Source organism: Rhizobium sp. RM (genome assembly GCF_013390595.1).
Taxonomy (GTDB): Bacteria; Pseudomonadota; Alphaproteobacteria; order Rhizobiales; family Rhizobiaceae; genus Agrobacterium.
This window is the reverse complement of record NZ_JACAWV010000022.1, coordinates 750,223-771,130: the sequence shown is the minus strand read 5'-3', so window position 1 is coordinate 771,130 and position 20,908 is coordinate 750,223. Positions and strand designations below refer to the sequence as shown.

Genomic DNA, 20,908 nt, shown 5'->3' with positions numbered 1-20,908 from the left:
ATTTGTGCGTTGCCTTGAAACTGGCAAGTGGGAATACTGCAATTAATCCCGGTGATTATCATCGACCGGAAACAATACTGCTGTGCGGATCAATCGGAGAGATATATGCGGGTCTGGAAACAGGTGGGTGTCAGCCTTGCCGTCGTTGGGGCGGGGCTCTGTTTTTGGGCGTTTGTTTCGCCCGACGCCCGAAATGTGCTCGCAAGTTTCGGCATTGGCGCCGAGAAAGCTGCTCCAGTCGAGGTGGCGCAGGCCACCCCCGGGCAGGCTGCAAAACCAGGCCAGAATGGCGGTGCAGGCCGTAGCGGCGGAAACGCAACATTGGTCGTTACCGCGCCTGTGAAGCAGGGCACGGTCAATGACCGTTTGAATGCCATCGGTAACGGCGAAGCCATTCAGTCCGTCGTCGTCATGCCGCAGACCTCAGGCACGATTTCGGAAATCCTCATTTCTTCGGGTGCCAAGGTCAAAAAGGGCCAGGTGCTGGCGCGGCTGGATGACGACGAGCAGGTGATCGAGCGCGACAAGGCACAGGTGGCTTTGAAGAGCGCAATCGAGAAGTCGAATTCCTACAAGAATCTGAAGTCGATGTCGCGTCTCGATGTCTTCGATGCCCAGATTGGCGAGGAGGCTGCAAAACTTGCACTCAGCACCGCGGAACTCAACCTCAGGCGCCGTGACATCGTCGCTCCCATCGATGGCATTGCCGGTATCGTCGCGGTGAACATCGGAGATAACGTAACGACGCAGTCGAGCATTGTCAGCATCGACGATCGCTCCAGAATTCTTGTCAATTTCTGGGCCCCGGAACGCTTCACGACAGCGATATCGGTTGGTATGCCGGTGGACGCCACATCGATCTCGCGGCCTGGGGAAACCTTCAAGGGTGAAATCGAGGCGGTTGATAACCGGGTCGATGAAGCGAGCCGCACGATCCGGATTCGTGCCCGTTTTGACAATGCGAAGGATGAGTTGCGCGCCGGCATGTCATTTGGCGTCACCATGCATTTCAGCGGCGAGGCCTATGCCTCGGTCGATCCTCTGGCTGTTCAGTGGGATGCTGACGGGTCTTACGTCTGGCGCGTTGCCGAGGGAAAATCCTCCAAGGTGCGGGTGCAGATCGTGCAGCGCAACCCCGATGCCGTTCTGGTGAGGGGTGAATTGGCGCAGGGTGAGCCCGTTGTCACTGAAGGGCTGCAGCGTGTGAGAGAGGGCGGTGCCGTGCGTGTCGCCAATGAAAAACCGGCGGAGGTTGCCAGCCAATGACAGCACAGACGCCGCCGTCCGGTCAGGATTCAAAACTCGCCTTCACTGCGCTCTTCGTTCGCCGCCCCATTCTGGCAGCGGTGATCAATACGCTTCTCGTCGTGGCCGGGCTTGCAGCGCTTGTGGGTGTCGAAGTCCGCGAATTGCCGGATGTCGATCGTCCTGTTATCAGTGTTCGTACAACCTATGACGGCGCCGCTCCCGAAACGATCGACCAGGAAGTCACGCAGACGATTGAAGGTGCTGTGGCGCGCGTCAGCGGCGTCAAGACGATCTCGTCCCAGTCGCAGTTCGGCACCAGCCGTGTGACGCTTGAATTTGGCGACAATGTCGATCTGGCCGTTGCAGCGAACGATGTGCGCGATGCCATTGGCCGCGTAACGAACCAGTTGCCTGACGATGCCGACGAGCCGCAGATCATCAAGGCGGATTCTGATAGCCAGCCGATCATGCGCCTGGCTGTCACATCTTCTACGCTCAGCATGGAAGACCTGACCAAGCTGGTGGATGACGAGATCATCGACCGGTTGGCCTCTGTCGACGGCGTGGCCGATGTCGAGCTTTACGGCGATCAGGAAAAAGTCTTCCGCGTCGATCTCAATCAGGCGGCTCTGGCAAGCCGGGGGCTGACGGTAACGGACGTGTCCAATGCGCTGGCCAGTGCCGCGCTGGACGTCCCGGCCGGGTCGCTGAAAAGCACGACGCAGGACATCGTCGTGCGTGCAACGGCAAGCCTGACCAAACCGGAGGATTTTTCCAATCTGCTTATCAAGGACAATATTCGCCTCCGCGACGTTGCGACTGTCATGCTCGGTGCGGACGATGAATCCACTTCGCTGCGGTCCAACGGTGTGCAGGGCGTTGGTCTCGGCGTCATCCGTCAGGCGCAGTCCAACACCCTCAATATTTCGACAGGCGTAAAGGCTGCGGTTGATGCCATGACGCCAAACCTTCCCGAGGGAACGCGTGTCGTCGTCACCAGTGATGACGCCGTCTTCATCGAAGGAGCGTTGCACGAAGTCGAACTGGCGCTAGGGCTTTCTGCGCTGATCGTTGTCGTTGTCCTCTACCTCTTCCTTCGTGACTGGCGGGCGACGCTTATTCCGGCAATCACCATGCCGGTTGCGCTGGTTGGTACACTCGTTGCCATCTATATGGTCGGCTTCTCGATCAACATCCTGACGCTGCTTGCCATCGTGCTGGCGACGGGTCTGGTCGTCGATGATGCCATCGTCGTTCTTGAAAATATCGTGCGCCGCCGTGCAGAGGGTATGGGGCCACGCGCGGCCGCGGTCCTTGGTACTCAGGAAGTGTTTTTCGCGGTTCTGGCGACGACCGCGACGCTGGCAGCAGTTTTCATTCCGCTATCGTTCCTGCCGGGCCAGCTTGGTGGTCTGTTCCGCGAATTCGGTTTCGTACTCGCCTTCGCTGTCGGATTGTCCTCGGTCGTGGCCCTGACACTTTGCCCGATGCTCGCGTCCAGAATGCTGAAGCATGGCCTGAAAGAACCGACTGGGCCGCTTGCATGGTTCGGCAATGTCTTTGCCTCTACCTACAAGTCCACCCTTTCATCGTGCCTCAACAATCCGCTTATTGTGATTGTAGTTGCTCTCGGTTTCTCGGGCCTGTCGTGGATTGCCTTCGGCATGATCCAGAATGAGTTGACCCCGCGTGAAGACCGCTCGTCGATCATGATGCGCGTTACGGCTCCGCAGGGCGTCAGCCTGGAATATACGCGCGATCAGTTGCAGCGGATCGAAGAGAATCTTCAGCCGCTTCGCGACAGTGGAGAAATCCGCAACATCTATTCCATTACCGGCATGAACGGTTCGTCCAATACGGGCTTCATGGTTCTGACGCTCGCGCCGTGGGCTGATCGCGAGCGGACGCAGAACCAGATCGCTGCGGATGTCACATCGGCTGCCAACAAGGTGCCAGCACTGCGCGGCAACGCCATGCAGCCGAACAGCCTTCGCATTCGTGGTGCCGGCAACGGCCTGCAGATGGCGATGGTGGGCAGCAACTATCAGGCTCTGACAGAAGCGACGCAGAAGCTGTTGTTGTCGATGGAAGAGAGCGGGCTGTTCGATACGCCGCGTTTCGATAACGAACCTAACCAGGCTCAGCTTTCCGTTTCGATCGATCGTGAACGCGCTTCCGACCTCGGTATCGATATCACCGGTCTGTCGCGCGCCATGCAGTCACTCCTTGAAGGGCGCTCCATTGTTGACGTCTTCGTCGACGGTGATGCGATCCCGGTTCGTCTCCTGTCTTCGACGCGGCCAATCAACGACCCAACGGATCTCGAAAACGTCTTCCTCAAGACGGGTGACGGCAAGATTGTGCCGATGTCCGTCATTGCCAGCCTGAAGGAAAACGCGGTTGCGCCGCAGCTCAATCGCGAACAGCAGCTTCCGTCTGTTGGCTTTACTGCCAACCTCAGGGATGGCGTGTCGCTGGGCGAGGCTGTCGCCAAGGTCAATGAACTGTCTCAGTCCATTATGCCGGCCGGTGCGCGTCTGCTGCCGCTTGGCGAGGCGGCGACGCTGGAGGAAAATTCCAGCGGTATGCTGCTGACCTTCGGTTTCGCCATCGCCATTATTTTCCTGGTGCTGGCAGCGCAGTTCGAAAGCGTCCTGAGTTCGATCATCATCATGTCGACAGTGCCGCTCGGGCTCGCTTGTGCCGTGATCGCATTGCTGGTCACCGGCTCGAGCCTCAATGTCTATAGCCAGATCGGTCTCGTGCTTCTGGTCGGGGTGATGGCCAAGAATGGTATTCTCATTGTGGAGTTCGCCAATCACCTGCGCGATCAGGGAGCGACGGTGCGTGAAGCGATCGAGAAGGCTTGCAGCATCCGCCTGCGCCCGGTCATGATGACGATGATTGCCACCATTCTAGGTGGCGTGCCGCTGGTTCTGGCGCAGGGTGCTGGTGCAGAAGCCCGTATCGCGCTTGGCTGGGTCATTGTCGGAGGACTTGGCTTTGCGACGCTGGTGACGCTGTATATCACACCGGTGTCGTATCTTCTGATTGCCCGTTTCGCCAAGCCGCAGGCCGACGAGGAGATCCGTCTGCATCGCGAACTCGAGATGGCGGCACGCCGAAAGGCGCTGGAGGAAGACAAGCCGCTGCTGGCTGCCGAATAGAAAACGATTGCCGGAAATTCCTTTCCGGCAGCGTTGCAATGCTGGACAAAGCCCAGAGTGTATCCCATACCACCTGTCGAAATTCGTTAACGGACTGAGTCCGTTACGCGCAGATGTTATGGCGGAGATTGAGCGATGGCTTTGAAGGATGTGGTGGCGGGAAAACGCAATGAAGACGGTATCGCCGCTGTCCTCGGTATCCTCAAGCAGCAGTTCGGAGACAAGTTTCAGACCGGACAATCCTTTCGTGAGCAGCACGGCCACACCACAACCTATCTGACATTGCAGGCGCCAGACGGTGTCGTTTTCGCCGAAAGCGCCGACGACGTGAAAACCGTCGTAAAGGTTTGTGCCGAACACAAGGTGCCGGTCATTCCCTTCGGAACCGGCTCCTCTCTGGAAGGTCAGGTTAACGCGCCGAACGGTGGTATTTCCATCGATTTCAGCAGGATGAACCGCATCCTTGCGGTGAATGCCGAGGATCTTGATGTGACCGTCGAGCCGGGTGTCACGCGTGAAGACCTGAATACCTACCTTCGCGATACGGGTCTGTTCTTCCCCATCGATCCGGGCGCAAATGCTTCCATTGGCGGCATGGCGTCGACCCGCGCCTCGGGGACCAATGCCGTGCGTTACGGCACCATGAAAGACAATGTGCTCGCGGTTACCGCCGTCGTTGCGAATGGTGAAGAAATCCGCACGGCGCGCCGTGCCCGCAAATCCTCTGCCGGTTACGATCTGACAAGGCTTTTCGTCGGTGCCGAAGGCACGCTTGGTGTGCTGACCTCGGTCACACTTCGGTTGCAGGGCATTCCGGAAAAGATCGCGGGCGGTGTCTGCACGTTCGATACGATCAAATCGGCTTGCGATGCAGTGATCATGACGATCCAGATGGGCATTCCCGTTGCTCGTATCGAGCTTCTGGATGAGGTTCAGGTCCGGGCCTGCAACGCCTATTCCGGACTGAGCTATCAGGAAAAGCCGACGCTGTTCGTAGAGTTCCACGGAACGGAGGAAACGGCTGCGTTGCAGTCCGAACAGTTTGCCGAGATTGTCGGAGAATTCGGCAGCACCGATTTCAAATGGACGAGCGATGCCGCCGAGCGCAACAAGCTCTGGAAAGCCCGGCACGATGCTTACTGGGCGTCACGCGCGCTCGCTCCTCATCTCGATGGCCTTTCGACAGATGTTTGCGTGCCGATTTCACGGCTTGCCGATTGTGTTGTCGAGACCCAGCGGGACATTCTCGAAAACGGCATGCTGGCACCGATCGTAGGCCATGCTGGCGACGGCAACTTCCACGTGCTTGTGCTTTTCGACGGTAAGGATGCGGAGAGCGTTGCAAAGACGGAAGCCTTCGTTGCCCGGCTCAACCGCCGCGCCATTGCCATGGATGGCACCTGCACCGGTGAGCATGGTGTCGGGCAGGGGAAGATGAGTTTTCTGGCTGAAGAGGCGGGCAATGCACTTGATGTCATGCGTGCCATCAAAACGTCGCTTGATCCCGACAATATCTTCAATCCCGGTAAACTGTTCCGGCTTTCCTGAATAGTCTCATATTTGATTGGTACAAAAGGCTGATTGCCGCTAAGGCAAAAGGCAATAGATTTTCAGCTTCGCGAAGGGAGATGCAGGTCAAGTGCTCGGACGCATACTGGTTTTTCTGGGCGGACTGCTTGTGGTGGCGTTGTTTTCAGCGCTGCTCATTCCCTATTTCATCGACTGGACGGATTTCCGGCGTGATTTTGAAGACCAGGCAAGCCGCATCGTTGGCAAAAAGGTCGTCGTCCATGGTCCGGTAGAAGCGCGGCTTCTACCGTTTCCTTCTGTTACGCTGCATGATGTGCGCGCCGGCACGGATGCGGACGGATCGCCTCTCATTCAGATTGCGCGGTTCTCGATGGATGCCGAGCTTGCGCCATTCCTCTCCGGCGAAGCGCGTATCTTCGATATGCGCATCGAGGAGCCGAAGGCACGCGTGCGCCTGTTGAAAGACGGTACCCTGGACTGGATGCGCGGCAGCCGGGCCGAAATTCCGGCTCGCACCGTTGTCCTCGAAAGCGTCGAGATAGAAGGCGGGCAGATCGAGTTTATCGATGAGCAGTCCGGCCGCAATCGCATTGTTACAGGCCTCAACGCCGACATGTCAGCAAATTCGCTCATCGGTCCATGGAAGGCCGAAGGCCACGCGACGGTTGACGGTTATTCAGGTTCGTTTTCGCTGTCCAGCAGTGAGCCCGATCATGCGGCCGGCCGTATGGGGCTGCGTCTTCGCATTATGCCGAATGACCATCCGGTCGAGATTGACCTCGATGGTGCTGTTTCCGCAGCGCTTGGCAAACCTGTCTATAGCGGCTCCTTTTCCTTCCTGTTCCGGCAGGACGAGAAGCAGAAGCAGGAGGCTGCGCAGTCGATCTTCTCTGCTCCGCGCACCCGCGGCAATTTCGAACTGACCAATGAAAGCGTGCGCATCCCCAGTTACCGGATGGAACTTGGCGGAAGCGAAAACCCCTATATCGTTACGGGAGAAGCGACCCTCGACACGGGTGCAAAGCCGGAATTTCTTCTGACAGCCGATGGCCAGCAGATTGACGTGGGACGTTTTGCCCCTCCGTCCGTGCAGACCGGAAAAACGTCTCGCATGCCAACAACGTCGGTTCGCCAGCGGATCGAAGCGTTTGCGGCCATGGTGGCGCGGATACCGGTGCCGCCGGTTCCGGGCAAGGCAAGCATCAGTCTTCCCGCGCTGGTGTCCGATGACACCACCATCCGCGATATTCGTCTCGACGTTCGTCCAGATGGCGACGGCTGGCAGATCGTCAATGCGGTCGCCACCTTGCCGGGCCGAACGCAACTTGAGGCCAAGGGATCGCTTGCCCTGACGGGTGGGCCTGCTTTCAACGGCAATCTGCTTGTCGCTTCCAACCAGCCTTCTGGTCTGGCGAACTGGTTGTCCGGGTCGGTCGATCCGGCGATCCGCCAGCTCAATGCGGCTGGCTTCTCGTCGGATGTTTCGCTGACGACGCTTCACCAGCGTTTTGCCAATCTGGAACTCGCCATTGGCGATGCCTCCCTGAAAGGTGAGCTTGACCGCCGCTCGGATGGCAAGACATCCAATCTTTCCGTCGATCTTTCCGGCAATGAAATCGATGTCGATGCGTTGAAAGCACTTGGCAGCCTGGTGCTCGGCGATCAGGTCGGCAGTTCTGTGCTTGATCATCGTATTGAAGCAAAATTCAAGGCAGACCGGTTCAACATGGCGGGCGTTGCCGCCAATCACGTCCAGACAGCATTCACGCTGGCTGGAGGCGTGCTTTCGCTCGATAATCTGACCGCCGGTGATGTCGCCGGCGCCGAGGTGCGGGCGCGTGGACAGTTGCAAGGTTCGTTGCTCAAATATGCGGGCAAGGGCACCGTCAACCTGCATGCAGCCGATATGCAGCCATTCTTCGCAATGCTGCAGCAGAAGCTTCCCAACCATCCGTTGCTGAACCGGCTTGCCGCCAGTGCCTCCTGGTACGCCAATTCCGACCTGGCGGTCGACGTCTCTGTCAACAGCGAAAATGGCGGGGCAAACGTCGCTGTATCGGGCACCGTCAATGGCAGCCGACTGTCCGCCGTCGCCAAGATGCCCGATTTCCTGTCGATCACCGATGATACGGCAATGACGCTTGAAGCCGTTTTGAAAAACCAGTCGACCGCGATCCTGTTCGGGCAGGCTGGGCTCGATCCCCTTCCATTCGATGCTGACGGCGAGGGCCTTCTTTCCGTCAAGCTGAATGGTACGCTCGGTTCTGCCGCGCAGACCGACATTCGTTTTTCGACAGAGCGGACCCATTTTTCTGCCAATGGTTCCTTCGCGCTTGGTGCTGCCGATTTCGGGAACGGCGAAGCCGACCTCGCCCTGGAGAGCGCCGATATCGAGCCTTATCTCATCATGAATGCGGTCGGTCTGCCGCAACTTGGTGGAGGTATGGCGCTGAAGGCTGGGGCGAAGGTAGCAGTTGATGCGGAAAAGGTCGTACTTTCTTCGATCAATGGTCAGGCGGGCGGTAATCCCGTTTCCGGCAATCTGACCTTGCCGCGGAATGCGCCCCATTCGGTCACGGGTGATCTCTCTGTAAAAAATGCCGATCTGGCCTGGTTCGGTGATGCGATTTACGGACCGGTGATCGATCCCGAAACTGGTGCGCTGAATGCCAAGCCACTGGCCATGGCAGCATTTCCCGATCTCGATGCGTCCGTGGCGTTCAAGGCGGAGAACTTCGATGCCGGGCCATTTGGCGCCATTACAGGCCTATCTGCAACGCTGTCGCAGAAGTCCGGTACGTTCTCGATGGATGATGTCTCAGGCGCGTTCCTCGGTGGCAAGGTATCCGGCAGGCTTGCCATGTCGACTGGAGAAGGCGCGGGGATTTTCCGCACCAAGATTGCTGTCACCGATGCCGATCCTCAATCGATTCTCTGGGCGAATGCGAATGGTCCCGTTGCGACCGCCCGCGTTGCGGTTGACCTCACTGCCGAATCCACCGGGAAAAGTGTTGGCGAGATTCTCAAATCTGCCGGCGGATCGGGTGAGATTCGCACAACTGGTCTCGTGGTGAAGGGGCTTAACCCCGCAGCCTTCCAGCCAATCCTGCAGGCGGCCGATGCGTTGCAGCCGCCGATCGACGCCGCCAAGGTTCGTCCTCTTGTCGACCAGACGGTCTGGCAGGGCGAAATTCCGCTCGGTGATGTTTCTTTGCCGTTCTCCTTGAGTGGTGGCGCACTTCGTTTCTCAAATATTCGGGTGGAGCAGCCTCAAGTCACGCTCTCCGGGGAAGCAACGATCGACATTGCCGCGCAAGGATTGAAGAGCGATCTCGATCTGCTTTTCAATCCTGGCACTGAGGCGCTTGCAGGCGCTGAGCCTTCAATCCGCTTGAGTTACGCCGGCGCGCTTGCCGCACCTGCTTTGACCACTGATGTCGCAGGTCTGACGGGCTATCTTTCCCTGCGTGCATTCGAGCGTGAGCGGCGGCGGGTGGAAGCGATGCAGGCGAGCGTGCTCGAGAAGCAGCGCCTACGTCGTGAAGTTGCGCTTTATCGCTTTGAAGCGGCAGAGCGTCAGGCTGCCAAGGAGCGGGCCGAGGCAGAAGCCAAGGCGAAGGCCGAGGAAGAGGCGCGTCTCAAGGCGCAGGCGGAAGAACGTTTGCGTCAGGAGAAGGAACAGCAGGAGCGGTTGCAGCAACAACAGCAGCAACAGCAACAGCAACAGACTGCGCCTGAGCAGCAATCTGCTCCCGTTCTGACCGTTCCGCCGACTGAAAATGCCATACGGCAACTGGCTCCCCCGGAAGGTGCCGCGACGCCCTGAGGGCAGTGAAAATCCCCTTTGGGGATTTTCAGGCTGGCTGGAAATTATACGTAGGCTTCGCGTTCGCCGAACGGCGTCTCTTCGCTGAAGTTTGTCGTGCCGATCCGGTCGCTTTCTCCAGAAAGGCTGCCTTCTTTGGCCGCACTGCCGGATGACTGCGACTTCGAGCTGTTTTCCAACGCTTCGAGCTGCGCTTTCAGGGTCGCAATTTCAGCCTTGAGTTCTTCCTTTGCCTTCTCGTCAGCAGCTTCGCTGAGTTCCGATTGCTTGGCGGCAATCTGGGCTTTCAGGTCGTCGGTGCTGGATGAAGACGTGGAGGACGAAGAAAGAACGGATGCGGCAGCGCCTGCTCCGGAAACGGCAGAAACCATTGTTGCGGCTCACTGGAAGAGAAGAATGAGGGAGACTTGAGAAAACTTGAAACAAGGCTACGCAATACAAAAATGCCTTGCAGTGCAAATTAGACCGCGAATGATTAATGAATGCTTTCACGCCGTTATGAGTTTTTGGCAGAATTGTTTCGTAGTCCTTGGCGGGCGCAAAAGCGCTACCGTCCCTTCAACCAGTTGAGTACGAAAACGCGAAGGGAAGAGGAGAGATTGCTGTCGGCAGGGCGATTGTCGTCGATCTCTGCAAGAAGAGCGGCGAAACTGATCTTGCGTTTTTCAGCGATGACTTTGAGTTCATCCCAAAAGGCGTCTTCCAGAGAAATACTGGTGCGATGGCCGTGTAGCGTCGCCGAGTGCTTGCGGATCATCAGACTGGCCTCCGGTCTTCACTTTTCCGGTTGGACATCTGCATCATGATTCGTCCGCAAATCCCTGTTTTTCGATTCTTTTTCGATACGGTTCTTCGACCGCGTCAGTCCTTGCTCGCCTCATCCTCGGGCTTTTCGAGGCGACCTTGATCCAGCGATTTTTTCGCCTTGTCATTCAGAGCGGATGTCAGATTTTTCTCCGCCTTGGTGCGGCCAAAGGTCAGGCGGTTCTGTTCCGCCTGTTTGTCCTTTTCGCTGCGGGCCTTCTGTTTCCGGAACTGACGCAGATTGACGATATCGGCGGCCATGCGGATATCACTCCTCAAGTTTCGATCGTCAGATCCGGTGAAGTGGCTTACTGCTTCTTGCGGAAGGCATCCAGCGAGACAACAGAGCCTTCCTTCTTCTCTTCACCAGCCTTGGCGGGTTCAGCGGAAGCTGCAGGCTTTGCCTCATGCGACACAGGGTAAGCTGTGATCTCGGCGTCTTCGGCCTCTTCCTCTTCGGACAGCGGCACGTCGAACTCCAGTTCGAAGTTCACGGACGGATCGTAGAAACCACGGATGGCGTTATAGGGAATCACCAGCTTTTCCGGCGTATCCGAGAAGGAAAGGCCAATTTCAAAGCCGGTTTCCGTCACCTTCAGGTCCCAGAACTGGTGCTGGATAACGATTGTCATCTGTTCAGCGTATTTCGCCTTGAGATGCTGGGAAATGCGCACACCGGGTGCACCCGTCAGAAAGGTGATGAAGAAGTGATGGTCGCCGGGGAGGCGGCCAGTTGCGGCAACTTCACTCAATACCTTGCGAATAACGCCGCGAAGGGCATCCTGTGCGAGAATGTCGTAACGGATATGATCCTGCCCCATGCGGTCCTGTCTTTCCTTATTCGAACGTCTTTTAACCAAGTATACGCAATGTCTTAAACCGCATCAACGGAAAAGCCGACGTCGCATGCGAGTCAGCTATCATAAAACGAATTCCGGCAAAATGGAGAAGGTGGAGGTTTCTGTTGCCAGGTACCTCCGAACCCCGCCTTACGGGGCTAACCGTAAGGGCTTTAGAGCGGAATTCCCGCACCGCCATTAGGCAGCGAGAGCGTATTCCTTAGCGTTGTTGTCGTTTGCAACTACACTTGTGACCCGATAACGGCGGTATCATGCCGAGCAAAAGTTCGATCTTTACGCCCTTGTCGATCCTATTTCGCCCCCATCAAAAGCCGGCCTCACAAGGCCCGCCGGTTTTTGGTGGAGGCGCCGGGTACCGCCCCCGGGTCCAATAGGTTTATTACACCGACCGTTTATCGCCATAGCCGGGATAAATCCCGGCACGGCTCATATAGGCGTTTCCGATGGCGTAGAAAAGGGGGAAGGTGACAAATCGATGAAGCCATCCCTGTCTTATGTGCACTTTGGCGCATCCTTGACGCGAAGAATTTGCTGGCACATTCTCCCTGCAACCGGTCGCTTTTAAGAAACGCCGGGCCGGGGCGCACAAGGAGCAGATATGACTGACTACTTAGCGGATGTGAAAAAATACGATGCAGCGGCCGACGAGGCTATCGTTGGCAAGATCGTCAAGCACCTCGGAATTGCCTTGCGCAACCGGGATTCTTCACTTGTGTCTGCATCCGACGCCGACGAACTTGGCCGGGTCAAGGCAAGCTGGTGCGGCAAGAAACTCGGTGTGACCGACGACAGCGCCGATCAGGCGATCGCCTCCGTTGCGAAAGCCATGGCGGCGGATCGCTCCAAATCTCGCGTGACTTTCTATTATCTGGTTGCCAAGGAACTCGGTAAACTCCAGACGCTTTGAGGCGTCCCGTTTTTTTGGGAAAACCCCAATCTGTCGTTGGTTCCGCTGTCGCTTGCCACTATATTCCGTATAGTGACTGAAACGACGGCGGACCGCATGAAACAATATCTCGACCTTCTCCGGCATGTGATGGAAACCGGCTCCGACCGTGGAGACCGTACTGGCACCGGCACGCGTTCGGTGTTCGGTTATCAGATGCGTTTTGATCTTTCCGAAGGTTTTCCGGTTCTCACCACGAAGAAACTGCATCTGCGCTCCATCATCCATGAACTGCTCTGGTTCCTGAAAGGCGAGACAAACATCGCCTATCTCAAGGACAACGGTGTGACCATCTGGGATGAATGGGCGGATGAAAATGGCGATCTCGGACCTGTCTATGGTGCCCAGTGGCGTTCGTGGCCTGCGCCGGACGGCCGTCATATCGATCAGATCGCTCTTCTCGTTGAAAGCCTGAAGACCAATCCGAATTCACGCCGTCACATCGTTTCCGCCTGGAACCCGGCGCTGGTTGACGAAATGGCGCTGCCGCCCTGCCATTGCCTGTTCCAGTTCTATGTCTCTGACGGCAAGCTCTCCTGCCAGCTTTACCAGCGTTCGGCAGACATTTTCCTTGGCGTGCCTTTCAACATCGCTTCTTACGCGCTGCTGACGTTGATGGTGGCGCAGGTCACTGGCCTGAAGCCCGGCGATTTCGTGCATACGCTTGGCGATGCGCATATCTATTCGAACCACTTCGAGCAGGCGAAGCTGCAGATGACACGCACGCCCAAGCCATTGCCGACCATGCGGATCAATCCTGATGTCAAGGATCTGTTCGCCTTTAAATTCGAGGACTTTACGCTCGAAAACTATGAGGCTGATTCAAGCATCAAGGCACCGATCGCAGTATGAGTGAGCCTCGCATCACGATTATCGTCGCGGTCTCGGAAAACGGCGTGATCGGCCGTGATCTCGACATGCCGTGGAAACTCTCGACCGATCTGAAACGCTTCAAGGCGATGACGATGGGCAAGCCGCTGATCATGGGGCGCAAGACGTTCCTGTCTGTCGGAGAGCGCCCCCTGCCAGGCAGGCCGCATGTCATCGTCAGCCGCGACAGCACCTACCGCCCCGCAGGTGTCGAGGTTGCATCTTCGCTGGAGGAGGCTGTGGCGCTAGCGAAAAGCAAGGCTATCCAGTCGGGCGTCGATGAGGTGTTTGTGGCCGGCGGCGGAGAAATTTACCGCCAGGCTATGTCGTTAGCCGATCAACTTTCCGTCACCCATGTGGAGGTAGCGCTCGCAGGCGATACATTTTTCCCGGAAATCGATCCCTCGGTTTTCGAGAAAGTCGATGAAACTGCCGCTCCTGCCGGGGAAAAGGACAATTACCCCGTCAGATTTGCCACTTATTTACGAAGAGCCGCGTCAAAGTGAACTATTTACCCTGATCGGGTATTTAGTTACCACCTCTGCGTTGAAACAGGCGCTTCTCCTTCCTATAACGAGGTCGATATTCCCGCCGGACGCGAGCGACCGGTTCGAACGGAGGCGGGAGGCTTATATAAAGAGGTATTGATGCCCTGGAGCAATCAAAATGGAGGCGGCGGCGGCCCTTGGGGCGGCGGCGGCGGTGGAGGTAACAATCAGGGCGGCGGCGGCCCGTGGGGGCAGGGACCGAACCGGCCTCGCGGTGGCGGCGGTGGCGGCAATGGTGGCCCTCCGGATCTGGAAGAGATCATTCGTCGCAGCCAGGATCGTTTCAAGAACGTCATGCCGGGCAATTTCAACGGCGGCGTCGTTGCGATCATCGCCCTTGTTGTTCTCGTTTTCCTCGGTATCCAGTCCATCTATACCGTTCAGCCTGATGAGCGCGGCGTAGAGCTTCGTTTCGGTCGTCCGAAGGATGAAGTTTCGATGCCTGGCCTGCATTTCCATCTCTGGCCGATCGAGACGGTGGAAATCGTCAAGGTTACGGAGCAGCAGCAGAACATCGGTGCACGCGCATCGTCGTCTTCGAGCAGCGGCGTGATGCTGACGGGTGACCAGAATATCGTCAACGTCCAGTTCTCGGTGCTCTTTACCGTTTCCGATCCGAAGTCCTACCTCTTCAACGTCGACAGCCCGTCCGAAACCCTGCAGCAGGTTTCCGAAAGCGCCATGCGTGAGGTTGTTGGCCGTCGTCCGGCGCAGGACATCTTCCGTGACAACCGTCAGGCTATCGCTGCCGACGTGCGCGCCATCATCCAGGCTACCATGGACGGTTACGGTGCCGGCATTTCCATCAATGCCGTGGCAATCGAAGATGCGGCTCCGCCGCGCGAAGTTGCCGACGCGTTTGACGAAGTACAGCGCGCCGAACAGGATGAAGACCGTTTCGTCCAGGAAGCCAACCAGTACGCCAACCAGAAGCTTGGTGCCGCACGCGGTCAGGCTGCGCAGATCCTCGAAGAAGCGAACGCTTACAAGTCGCGTGTCGTCAACGAGGCTCAGGGTGAGGCTCAGCGCTTCGTGTCTATCTACGACCAGTACCGCACAGCACCTGATGTTACGCGTCAGCGTATGTTCCTGGAAACCATGGAGCAGGTTCTGAAGGGTTCCAACAAGGTCATCATCGACGAAAAGCAGGGCGTGGTACCTTATCTGCCTCTGAACGAAATCATGCGCGGCAATCCTGGCGCACCACAGCAGGGGGGCAACTGATATGAGTAACCGTTTTACGGCCATTCTCGTCGGCCTCGCCGTTCTCCTGTTCTTCGGTTATTCGTCGGTCTTCGTCGTTAACGAGCGCCAGCAGGCCATCGTTGTGCGCTTCGGTGAAATTCAGGATGTGAAGACCCAGCCGGGCCTCTACTTCAAGCTGCCTTTCGCCTTCATGGATGCCGATCGCGTTCAGTACATCGAAAACCGCGCCCTGCGTTTCGATCATGACAACATCCGCGTTCAGGTCTCAGGCGGCAAGTTCTACGAAGTCGATGCTTTCGTCGTCTATCGCATTACCGATGCCCGACGCTTCCGCGAAACCGTCTCCGGCGACCAGATGTCGGCAGAATCGCGTCTCCGTACCCGTCTCGATGCCTCGCTTCGCCGGGTCTACGGTCTGCGCGGCTTTGAAGCTGCACTGTCTGATGAACGTGCATCGATGATGCAGGACGTTCGCGACGATCTGCGTCCCGATGCGGAATCGCTTGGTCTCAGCATCGTCGACGTGCGCATTCGTCGAACCGATCTGACGCAGGAAGTCTCGCAGCAGACCTTCGACCGCATGAAGGCGGAACGTCTGGCCGAGGCGGAACTGATCCGCGCACGCGGTAACGAAGAAGGCCAGCGCCGTCGCGCTATCGCCGACCGTCAGGTTGTTGAACTGGAATCGGATGCGAGCCGTCAGTCGGAAGTGCTGCGCGGTGAGGGCGATGCCGAGCGTAACCGGATTTTCGGTGAAGCGTTCCAGCGCGATCCGAGCTTCTTCGAGTTCTATCGTTCCATGGCGGCTTACGCCACGGCGTTGAACGGGAATGGTACGACGCTGGTGCTTTCGCCTGACTCGACCTTCTTCCGCTACTTCAACAATATCGACGGCGCGCCGCCAGCGGCACCTGCCGCGCCTGCGAACTGATCTGAAACGAGGCCGGTCACACCGGCCTCTTTCTTTTGCGCGCCTGAATTTCTGCGCGCGGCCCTTGCACCTGTTGCGGTTTGTTGTACGGCTTGATTGTGCGGGGCGGGAGGAATTGCCTGTTCACGAAAAGGTATTTTTACACTTCATCATTCCGCCTTATGCTTTGAGCATATAATCAGGCGATACTATTTGAAACGCGAGGACTCTTATGGCCCTGACCCTTCTTTCGCCCTTCCGCAACAGCATTGCCGCCGTTGCCGGCATCGCTGTCGTTGCAGGCGGCCTTACCATGCCGGTTGCAGCAAGAGCGCAAAGCAATGGGCCGGAATCGGTCGCCGATCTTGCGGCACCGCTGCTGGATGCGGTCGTGAACATCTCGACGTCCCAGAACGTCAAGACCGAGGGCAAAGGGCCGACACCGCCACGCCTGCCGGAAGGCTCGCCGTTCCAGGAATTCTTCAAGGATTACTTCGACAATCAGAAGCCTGACAATGGCGGCAAGGTCAGTTCGCTTGGCTCGGGTTTCGTCATCGACCCCACCGGTTATGTTGTCACCAACAATCACGTCATTGAAGGCGCTGACGCGATCGAGGTCATTTTCCCGAATGGCACGAAGCTCAAGGCGAAGCTGGTTGGCACCGATACCAAAACGGACCTGTCGGTCCTTAAAGTTGAGCCAAAGGCACCATTGAAAGCCGTCAAGTTCGGCGATTCCCGCAGCATGCGCATTGGCGACTGGGTGATGGCGATCGGTAACCCGTTCGGTCTCGGCGGTTCGCTGACAGTCGGTGTGATCTCCGCACGTGGACGAAACATCAATGCCGGTCCCTACGACAACTTCATCCAGACGGATGCGGCGATCAACAAGGGTAACTCCGGCGGCCCGCTCTTCAACATGAAGGGCGAGGTTATCGGCATCAACACGGCGATCATTTCGCCAAGCGGCGGCTCGATCGGCATCGGATTTGCGGTTCCCACGGAGCTTGCCCAGAACATCGTTCAGCAGCTGATCGAATTCGGTGAAACGCGTCGCGGCTGGCTCGGTGTGCGCGTTCAGCCGGTTACCGATGATGTGGCGGCCAGCCTTGGCATGGAGACAGCCAAGGGCGCGCTGATTTCCGGCGTGGTAAAGGGTGGTCCGGTTGAAAACGGGCCGATCGAAGCCGGCGACGTTGTCCTGAAATTCGACGGCAAGGATATTCACGAAATGCGCGACCTGCCGCGCATCGTTGCGGAAAGCCCGGTCGGCAAGGAAGTCGATGTGGTGGTTCTGCGCGATGGCAAGGAGCAGACCGTGCGGGTCAAGCTTGGCCAGTTGCAGGATGCGGCTGACGAAAAGGCGTCTGCAGACGAACAGCAGGGCGAGGATGGAGACGGCTCCGTCGTCGTACCGGAAGATGATGATGGCGCGGACGATCAGGCACAGGATCAGACCCCTGAGGTCCGCGAAGCTCCTCAAGCGGTTCTCGGTATGAACCTCGTGATGCTGAGCGATGAACTGCGCACAGAAAAGGGCATTGCCGAAAGCGTCGAAGGCGTTCTGGTCGCATCCGTCGATGCTGGCTCGCCTGCGGAACAGAAAGGCATGAAGGCGGGCGATGTGATCGTCGAAGTCGGACAGGACTTCATGGAGGTTCCGGGTGACGTGCTGGTTCGTGTCAATGGCCTGAAATCCGAAGGGCGCAAGAACGCGCACATGATGGTGGCCGACGCGCAGGGCAATCTACGGGTTGTCGCACTTCCAATCGAATAACACATTCGCTTCACCCGGCAGGAAACGGGTGGCTGACGCGGTGACGTGATCCTATTCCTTGCTCTCGCCAATGGAGGGCAAGGATATGAAACTGCTGAACAATAAGGTTGCAATCATCACTGGCGCGTCGTCCGGCATCGGCCGGGCGACGGCTTTGCTTTTTGCCGAACACGGGGCATCCGTCGTCATCAACGCACGTGGAGATACGGCGTTGAAAGATGTTGCGCTGGCGATTGCGGAACGTGGTGGCCGTGCCCATGCCGTGACGGGCGATGTCGGATTGCCGGAAACCCACGCTCGTCTGGTCGATGCGGCCGAGGCGATTTTTGGCGGTCTCGATGTTGCCGTCAATAATGCGGGCGCGGTCGGTGCCATGAAGCTGCTTGCGGAGCTGACACCGGATGAGTGGCATTACACCCTGACCGCCAATCTGACCTCGGCCTATCTGGGAGCGCACAGCCAGATCCCGTCGATGCTGAAACGCGGTGGCGGCTCGCTTGTGTTTACGTCCAGCTTCGTCGGGACAAGCGTCGGTTTACCGGGCATGGCGGCTTACGGCGCGTCGAAGGCGGCGCTGATGGGGTTGGTGAAGGGCATTACGGCGGATTATGCCGCACGTGGCATCCGCGCCAATGCGCTGTTGCCGGGCGGGGTCGATACAGCGATGGCAGGCGATGATGCGCAGAAGGAGTGGGCGGCAAGCCTGCATGCCTTGAAACGCATTGCGCAGCCGGAGGAGCTGGCGCAGGCCGCGCTGTTTCTCGCCAGTTCGATGTCCAGCTTTGTGGCAGGTTCGGCGCTTTATTCCGATGGTGGCAACGCGGCGGTGAAATAGCTGATGTCGCTTACTTTGCGGTCTCGCTTCTGGTCGCCCGCCATTCTTCGAGGCTCAGCGCATATGTGACGTGCCTGCGAAGATGAGAATGGGTGGCTTCGGGCACGCGCGGGTGGTCGAAGTCGCGCGATGGATCACGTTTCAGACCGATCCGCTCCATGACCGAGGTGGAGCGATGGTTGTTATGGACGGCGAAGGAGACGATTTCCGGCGTCTCCTTTTCATCGAAGGCCATCGCCAGAAGCGATTTTGCCGCCTCCGTTACATAGCCATGTCCCCAGTAGCGTGTCGCCAGCCGCCAGCCGATTTCCATCGTGCCGAGCGGGAAGGGCGGGTCGAGATTCATGACGGGGGAGATGCCGCAGAAACCCATTGCCTCTGCGGTTTCCTTGAGCTCTACGGCATAAAAGCCGTAGCCGCTGCCACGGATCATGCCATTGATGGTTTCGAGGACCGCGTCCGCTTCCGCGTGGCTGCGACGGAAAGGAAAAAACTCCATGACTTTGGCGTCCGCATTGATTTCACGGAACAGGTCACGGTCGCTTTCCTTCCATTCGCGCAGAATGAGCCGAGGTGTCTCGCGAATGATCATGCGCTGACGAAATCCGTCTTGCGGTAGCCCTGAATGTAAAGCAGCGCGGTCAGATCGCCGTGGTCAATCCGCATCTGGGCCTCGGCCGCGACGGCCGGCTTGGCGTGCAGGGCCACGCCGGAGCCTGCAAGATGCAGCATGCCGAGGTCGTTGGCGCCATCACCAACCGCCATTGCTTCATCCGGCGTGATGCCAAGCTTCGAGGCGATGTCGTTTAGTGCATCCACCTTTGCCTGCTTGCCGAGAATGGGTTCGGCAACGGTGCCGTCGAGCTGTCCATCCGCTTCACCCAACAGGTTGGCGCGGTTTTCATCAAAACCGAGCATGGCTGCGACCCGACCTGTAAAGACGGTGAAGCCGCCCGAAACGAGCGCCGTATAATACCCTTTGGCCTTCATGGTGGCGATCAGTTCCCTGCCGCCGGGCGTCAGCGTGATGCGCTTTTCAATGACATCGTCGACGACGGAAACGGGGAGGCCCTTGAGCAGGGCAACGCGTTCGCGCAAGGCCGGTTCGAAAGCGATCTCGCCATTCATGGCACGAGCGGTGATCGCGGAGACCTTCTCCTTGAGGCCGACTTCAGCGGCCAGCTCATCAATGCATTCCTGGCCGATCATGGTCGAGTCCATATCGGCAATCAGGATTTTCTTGCGGCGTGTTTCCTGGTCCTGAACCACGACGTCGATTTTTTCACCACCGACAGATGCGCGCAGGGCATCATAGGCTGAAGCAATATCCGTTCCTTCAGGCAGGACGATATCGCAGGCAATTCCGTCTGCCAGCCAGTAGAGACCGGAGGCTTTCACGGCCTTCGCGGCCGCTTCGCCGAGGGCAGATGTCAGAACAGGATTTGACGGATTGGCGATAAGCGTGGCAACGAGAGCCATGATGAAAAACCTTGATGAGAATTTTGATGCGATCCTGATAACCGGCCCGACGGCAAGCGGCAAGTCCGCGCTTGCGCTTCGTCTGGCACGGGAGCGGGGTGGCGTCGTCATCAATGCCGACAGCATGCAGGTTTACGACACACTTCAGGTGCTGACAGCGCGGCCCTCCGAGGACGAAATGGAGGGTGTTCCGCATCTTCTCTACGGCCATGTTGCAGCAAGCCGGCTTTATTCGACCGGTGAATGGCTGCGCGACATTGCCGCGCTTCTGCAGCAGTTGCGCGGGGAAGGTCGTTTTCCCGTAATCGTTGGCGGGACGGGGCTTTACTTCAAGGCGCTGACAGGCGGTCTTTCGGATATGCCAGCCATTCCGGCCGCTATTCGGGACGGACTTCGCGACCGTTTGTTGCAGGAGGGAGCGGAGGTTCTCCACAAGGAGCTTGTCGGTCGCGACCCCGAAATGGCGCGAGTGCTGAAAGAAGGCGATGGCCAGCGCATTGTGCGCGCTCTCGAGGTTCTTGAAACCACCGGAAAATCGATCCGCGATTTCCAGCAGGCGCGTGGTCCCGTGATTGTCGACACCGACCGCGCCCGGAAATTTGTCGTTCTGCCAGAACGCCCCGTGCTGCATGCCCGCATTAACAGCCGTTTTGAAAAGATGATGGAAAGCGGTGCTGTGGACGAGGTGAAAGCGCTTTTGGCGTTTGGTTTGCCGGAAGATGCGACAGCGATGAAGGCGATCGGTGTTGCGCAGATCGCAGCGATGTTGTCGGGTCAGATGAGCGAAGCCGAGGTCATCGAGAAATCAGCGGCTGCGACACGCCAATACGCCAAACGCCAGATGACCTGGTTTCGGAACCAGATGGGAGAGGATTGGGAGCGCATTCAGCCGTGAGGCTGAC

General features: G+C 58.0%; 18 protein-coding genes and 1 other RNA gene. 12 read left to right on the top strand and 7 right to left on the bottom strand.

Annotated features, from left to right (window positions below; translation table 11 throughout):
* The first annotated feature begins 105 nt into the window (after nt 1–105).
* From HWX89_RS20345 to HWX89_RS20330, 4 genes are all read left to right on the top strand, one after another.
* Nucleotides 106–1,266 carry an efflux RND transporter periplasmic adaptor subunit gene (locus HWX89_RS20345; protein WP_138790957.1) on the top strand — a complete coding sequence of 387 codons (1,161 nt, stop codon included), beginning with the start codon at nt 106–108 and terminating at the stop codon, nt 1,264–1,266.
* Nucleotides 1,263–4,415: an efflux RND transporter permease subunit gene (locus tag HWX89_RS20340; protein WP_138790956.1), complete on the top strand. Its 3,153-nt coding sequence runs from the start codon at nt 1,263–1,265 to the stop codon at nt 4,413–4,415. Before HWX89_RS20345 ends, HWX89_RS20340 begins: the two co-directional genes overlap by 4 nt.
* Nucleotides 4,416–4,550: 135 nt before the next feature.
* The gene (locus HWX89_RS20335) at nt 4,551–5,963 is read left to right on the top strand and encodes an FAD-binding oxidoreductase (protein WP_138790955.1); all 1,413 of its coding nucleotides are present in this window, start codon (nt 4,551–4,553) and stop codon (nt 5,961–5,963) included.
* A 91-nt stretch (nt 5,964–6,054) separates the two neighbouring features.
* Nucleotides 6,055–9,771 (top strand): AsmA family protein, encoded by a 3,717-nt coding sequence (locus HWX89_RS20330; protein WP_138790954.1) that lies wholly within the window; start codon nt 6,055–6,057, stop codon nt 9,769–9,771.
* A gap of 44 nt (nt 9,772–9,815) precedes the next feature.
* Here HWX89_RS20330 and HWX89_RS20325 read toward each other — a convergent pair whose 3' ends face one another.
* The 5 genes from HWX89_RS20325 to ssrA all read right to left on the bottom strand — a co-directional run bounded on the left by HWX89_RS20325 (nt 9,816) and on the right by ssrA (nt 11,895).
* Nucleotides 9,816–10,142 carry a hypothetical protein gene (locus HWX89_RS20325; protein WP_138790953.1) on the bottom strand — a complete coding sequence of 109 codons (327 nt, stop codon included), beginning with the start codon at nt 10,140–10,142 and terminating at the stop codon, nt 9,816–9,818.
* A 176-nt stretch (nt 10,143–10,318) separates the two neighbouring features.
* Nucleotides 10,319–10,528 (bottom strand): ribbon-helix-helix domain-containing protein, encoded by a 210-nt coding sequence (locus HWX89_RS20320; RefSeq protein WP_138790952.1) that lies wholly within the window; start codon nt 10,526–10,528, stop codon nt 10,319–10,321.
* A gap of 104 nt (nt 10,529–10,632) precedes the next feature.
* A complete protein-coding gene (locus HWX89_RS20315; protein WP_138790951.1) occupies nt 10,633–10,836 on the bottom strand; it encodes a DUF4169 family protein in 204 nt (67 codons plus the stop codon).
* A gap of 47 nt (nt 10,837–10,883) precedes the next feature.
* On the bottom strand, nt 10,884–11,396 hold the full coding sequence (locus HWX89_RS20310) for an SspB family protein (protein WP_138790950.1): 513 nt from the start codon (nt 11,394–11,396) through the stop codon (nt 10,884–10,886).
* Nucleotides 11,397–11,525: 129 nt separating this feature from the next.
* Nucleotides 11,526–11,895, bottom strand: a transfer-messenger RNA (tmRNA) gene (ssrA, locus tag HWX89_RS20305).
* Nucleotides 11,896–12,033: 138 nt separating this feature from the next.
* Here ssrA and HWX89_RS20300 point away from each other — a divergent pair.
* The 7 genes from HWX89_RS20300 to HWX89_RS20270 all read left to right on the top strand — a co-directional run bounded on the left by HWX89_RS20300 (nt 12,034) and on the right by HWX89_RS20270 (nt 18,527).
* Entirely contained in the window at nt 12,034–12,342 is a 309-nt protein-coding gene (locus HWX89_RS20300) for a DUF2853 family protein (RefSeq protein WP_138790949.1), read from the top strand.
* A gap of 96 nt (nt 12,343–12,438) precedes the next feature.
* Complete coding sequence (locus tag HWX89_RS20295; protein WP_138790948.1) at nt 12,439–13,233, top strand: thymidylate synthase; 795 nt, start codon at nt 12,439–12,441, stop codon at nt 13,231–13,233.
* Entirely contained in the window at nt 13,230–13,757 is a 528-nt protein-coding gene (locus HWX89_RS20290; RefSeq protein WP_138790947.1) for a dihydrofolate reductase, read from the top strand. The genes HWX89_RS20295 and HWX89_RS20290 overlap by 4 nt, the downstream gene beginning before the upstream one ends.
* Before the next feature lie 141 nt (nt 13,758–13,898).
* A complete protein-coding gene (gene hflK / locus HWX89_RS20285) occupies nt 13,899–15,023 on the top strand; it encodes an FtsH protease activity modulator HflK (RefSeq protein WP_138790946.1) in 1,125 nt (374 codons plus the stop codon).
* 1 nt (nt 15,024) lies between these two features.
* Nucleotides 15,025–15,936, top strand: coding sequence for a protease modulator HflC (gene hflC, locus HWX89_RS20280; RefSeq protein ID WP_138790945.1), 912 nt, complete (start codon nt 15,025–15,027; stop codon nt 15,934–15,936).
* 211 nt (nt 15,937–16,147) lie between these two features.
* Complete coding sequence (locus HWX89_RS20275) at nt 16,148–17,692, top strand: Do family serine endopeptidase (protein ID WP_138790944.1); 1,545 nt, start codon at nt 16,148–16,150, stop codon at nt 17,690–17,692.
* Nucleotides 17,693–17,777: 85 nt separating this feature from the next.
* Nucleotides 17,778–18,527, top strand: a complete 750-nt coding sequence (locus tag HWX89_RS20270) for an SDR family oxidoreductase (RefSeq protein WP_138790943.1) — start codon at nt 17,778–17,780, stop codon at nt 18,525–18,527.
* A 10-nt stretch (nt 18,528–18,537) separates the two neighbouring features.
* Here the strand turns inward: HWX89_RS20270 and HWX89_RS20265 are convergent, their stop codons facing one another.
* Complete coding sequence (locus HWX89_RS20265; RefSeq protein ID WP_138790942.1) at nt 18,538–19,119, bottom strand: GNAT family N-acetyltransferase; 582 nt, start codon at nt 19,117–19,119, stop codon at nt 18,538–18,540.
* Nucleotides 19,116–20,006: a phosphoserine phosphatase SerB gene (gene serB / locus HWX89_RS20260; RefSeq protein WP_138790941.1), complete on the bottom strand. Its 891-nt coding sequence runs from the start codon at nt 20,004–20,006 to the stop codon at nt 19,116–19,118. Before serB ends, HWX89_RS20265 begins: the two co-directional genes overlap by 4 nt.
* On the opposite strand from serB, the gene miaA reads away from it, so the two are divergent.
* Entirely contained in the window at nt 20,005–20,901 is an 897-nt protein-coding gene (miaA, locus tag HWX89_RS20255) for a tRNA (adenosine(37)-N6)-dimethylallyltransferase MiaA (protein ID WP_138790940.1), read from the top strand. The genes serB and miaA overlap by 2 nt on opposite strands.
* Nucleotides 20,902–20,908: the final 7 nt, after the last annotated feature.

What these genes read in the sequence shown, in the direction of transcription:
- HWX89_RS20345 (WP_138790957.1), top strand. Translation starts at nt 106, where the DNA reads ATGCGGGTCTGGAAACAGGTGGGTGTCAGCCTTGCCGTCGTTGGGGCG.
- HWX89_RS20340 (WP_138790956.1), top strand. Translation starts at nt 1,263, where the DNA reads ATGACAGCACAGACGCCGCCGTCCGGTCAGGATTCAAAACTCGCCTTC.
- HWX89_RS20335 (WP_138790955.1), top strand. Translation starts at nt 4,551, where the DNA reads ATGGCTTTGAAGGATGTGGTGGCGGGAAAACGCAATGAAGACGGTATC.
- HWX89_RS20325 (WP_138790953.1), bottom strand. Translation starts at nt 10,142, where the DNA reads ATGGTTTCTGCCGTTTCCGGAGCAGGCGCTGCCGCATCCGTTCTTTCT.
- HWX89_RS20320 (WP_138790952.1), bottom strand. Translation starts at nt 10,528, where the DNA reads ATGATCCGCAAGCACTCGGCGACGCTACACGGCCATCGCACCAGTATT.
- HWX89_RS20315 (WP_138790951.1), bottom strand. Translation starts at nt 10,836, where the DNA reads ATGGCCGCCGATATCGTCAATCTGCGTCAGTTCCGGAAACAGAAGGCC.
- HWX89_RS20310 (WP_138790950.1), bottom strand. Translation starts at nt 11,396, where the DNA reads ATGGGGCAGGATCATATCCGTTACGACATTCTCGCACAGGATGCCCTT.
- HWX89_RS20300 (WP_138790949.1), top strand. Translation starts at nt 12,034, where the DNA reads ATGACTGACTACTTAGCGGATGTGAAAAAATACGATGCAGCGGCCGAC.
- HWX89_RS20295 (WP_138790948.1), top strand. Translation starts at nt 12,439, where the DNA reads ATGAAACAATATCTCGACCTTCTCCGGCATGTGATGGAAACCGGCTCC.
- HWX89_RS20290 (WP_138790947.1), top strand. Translation starts at nt 13,230, where the DNA reads ATGAGTGAGCCTCGCATCACGATTATCGTCGCGGTCTCGGAAAACGGC.
- hflK (WP_138790946.1), top strand. Translation starts at nt 13,899, where the DNA reads ATGCCCTGGAGCAATCAAAATGGAGGCGGCGGCGGCCCTTGGGGCGGC.
- hflC (WP_138790945.1), top strand. Translation starts at nt 15,025, where the DNA reads ATGAGTAACCGTTTTACGGCCATTCTCGTCGGCCTCGCCGTTCTCCTG.
- HWX89_RS20275 (WP_138790944.1), top strand. Translation starts at nt 16,148, where the DNA reads ATGGCCCTGACCCTTCTTTCGCCCTTCCGCAACAGCATTGCCGCCGTT.
- HWX89_RS20270 (WP_138790943.1), top strand. Translation starts at nt 17,778, where the DNA reads ATGAAACTGCTGAACAATAAGGTTGCAATCATCACTGGCGCGTCGTCC.
- HWX89_RS20265 (WP_138790942.1), bottom strand. Translation starts at nt 19,119, where the DNA reads ATGATCATTCGCGAGACACCTCGGCTCATTCTGCGCGAATGGAAGGAA.
- miaA (WP_138790940.1), top strand. Translation starts at nt 20,005, where the DNA reads ATGATGAAAAACCTTGATGAGAATTTTGATGCGATCCTGATAACCGGC.
- serB (WP_138790941.1), bottom strand. Translation starts at nt 20,006, where the DNA reads ATGGCTCTCGTTGCCACGCTTATCGCCAATCCGTCAAATCCTGTTCTG.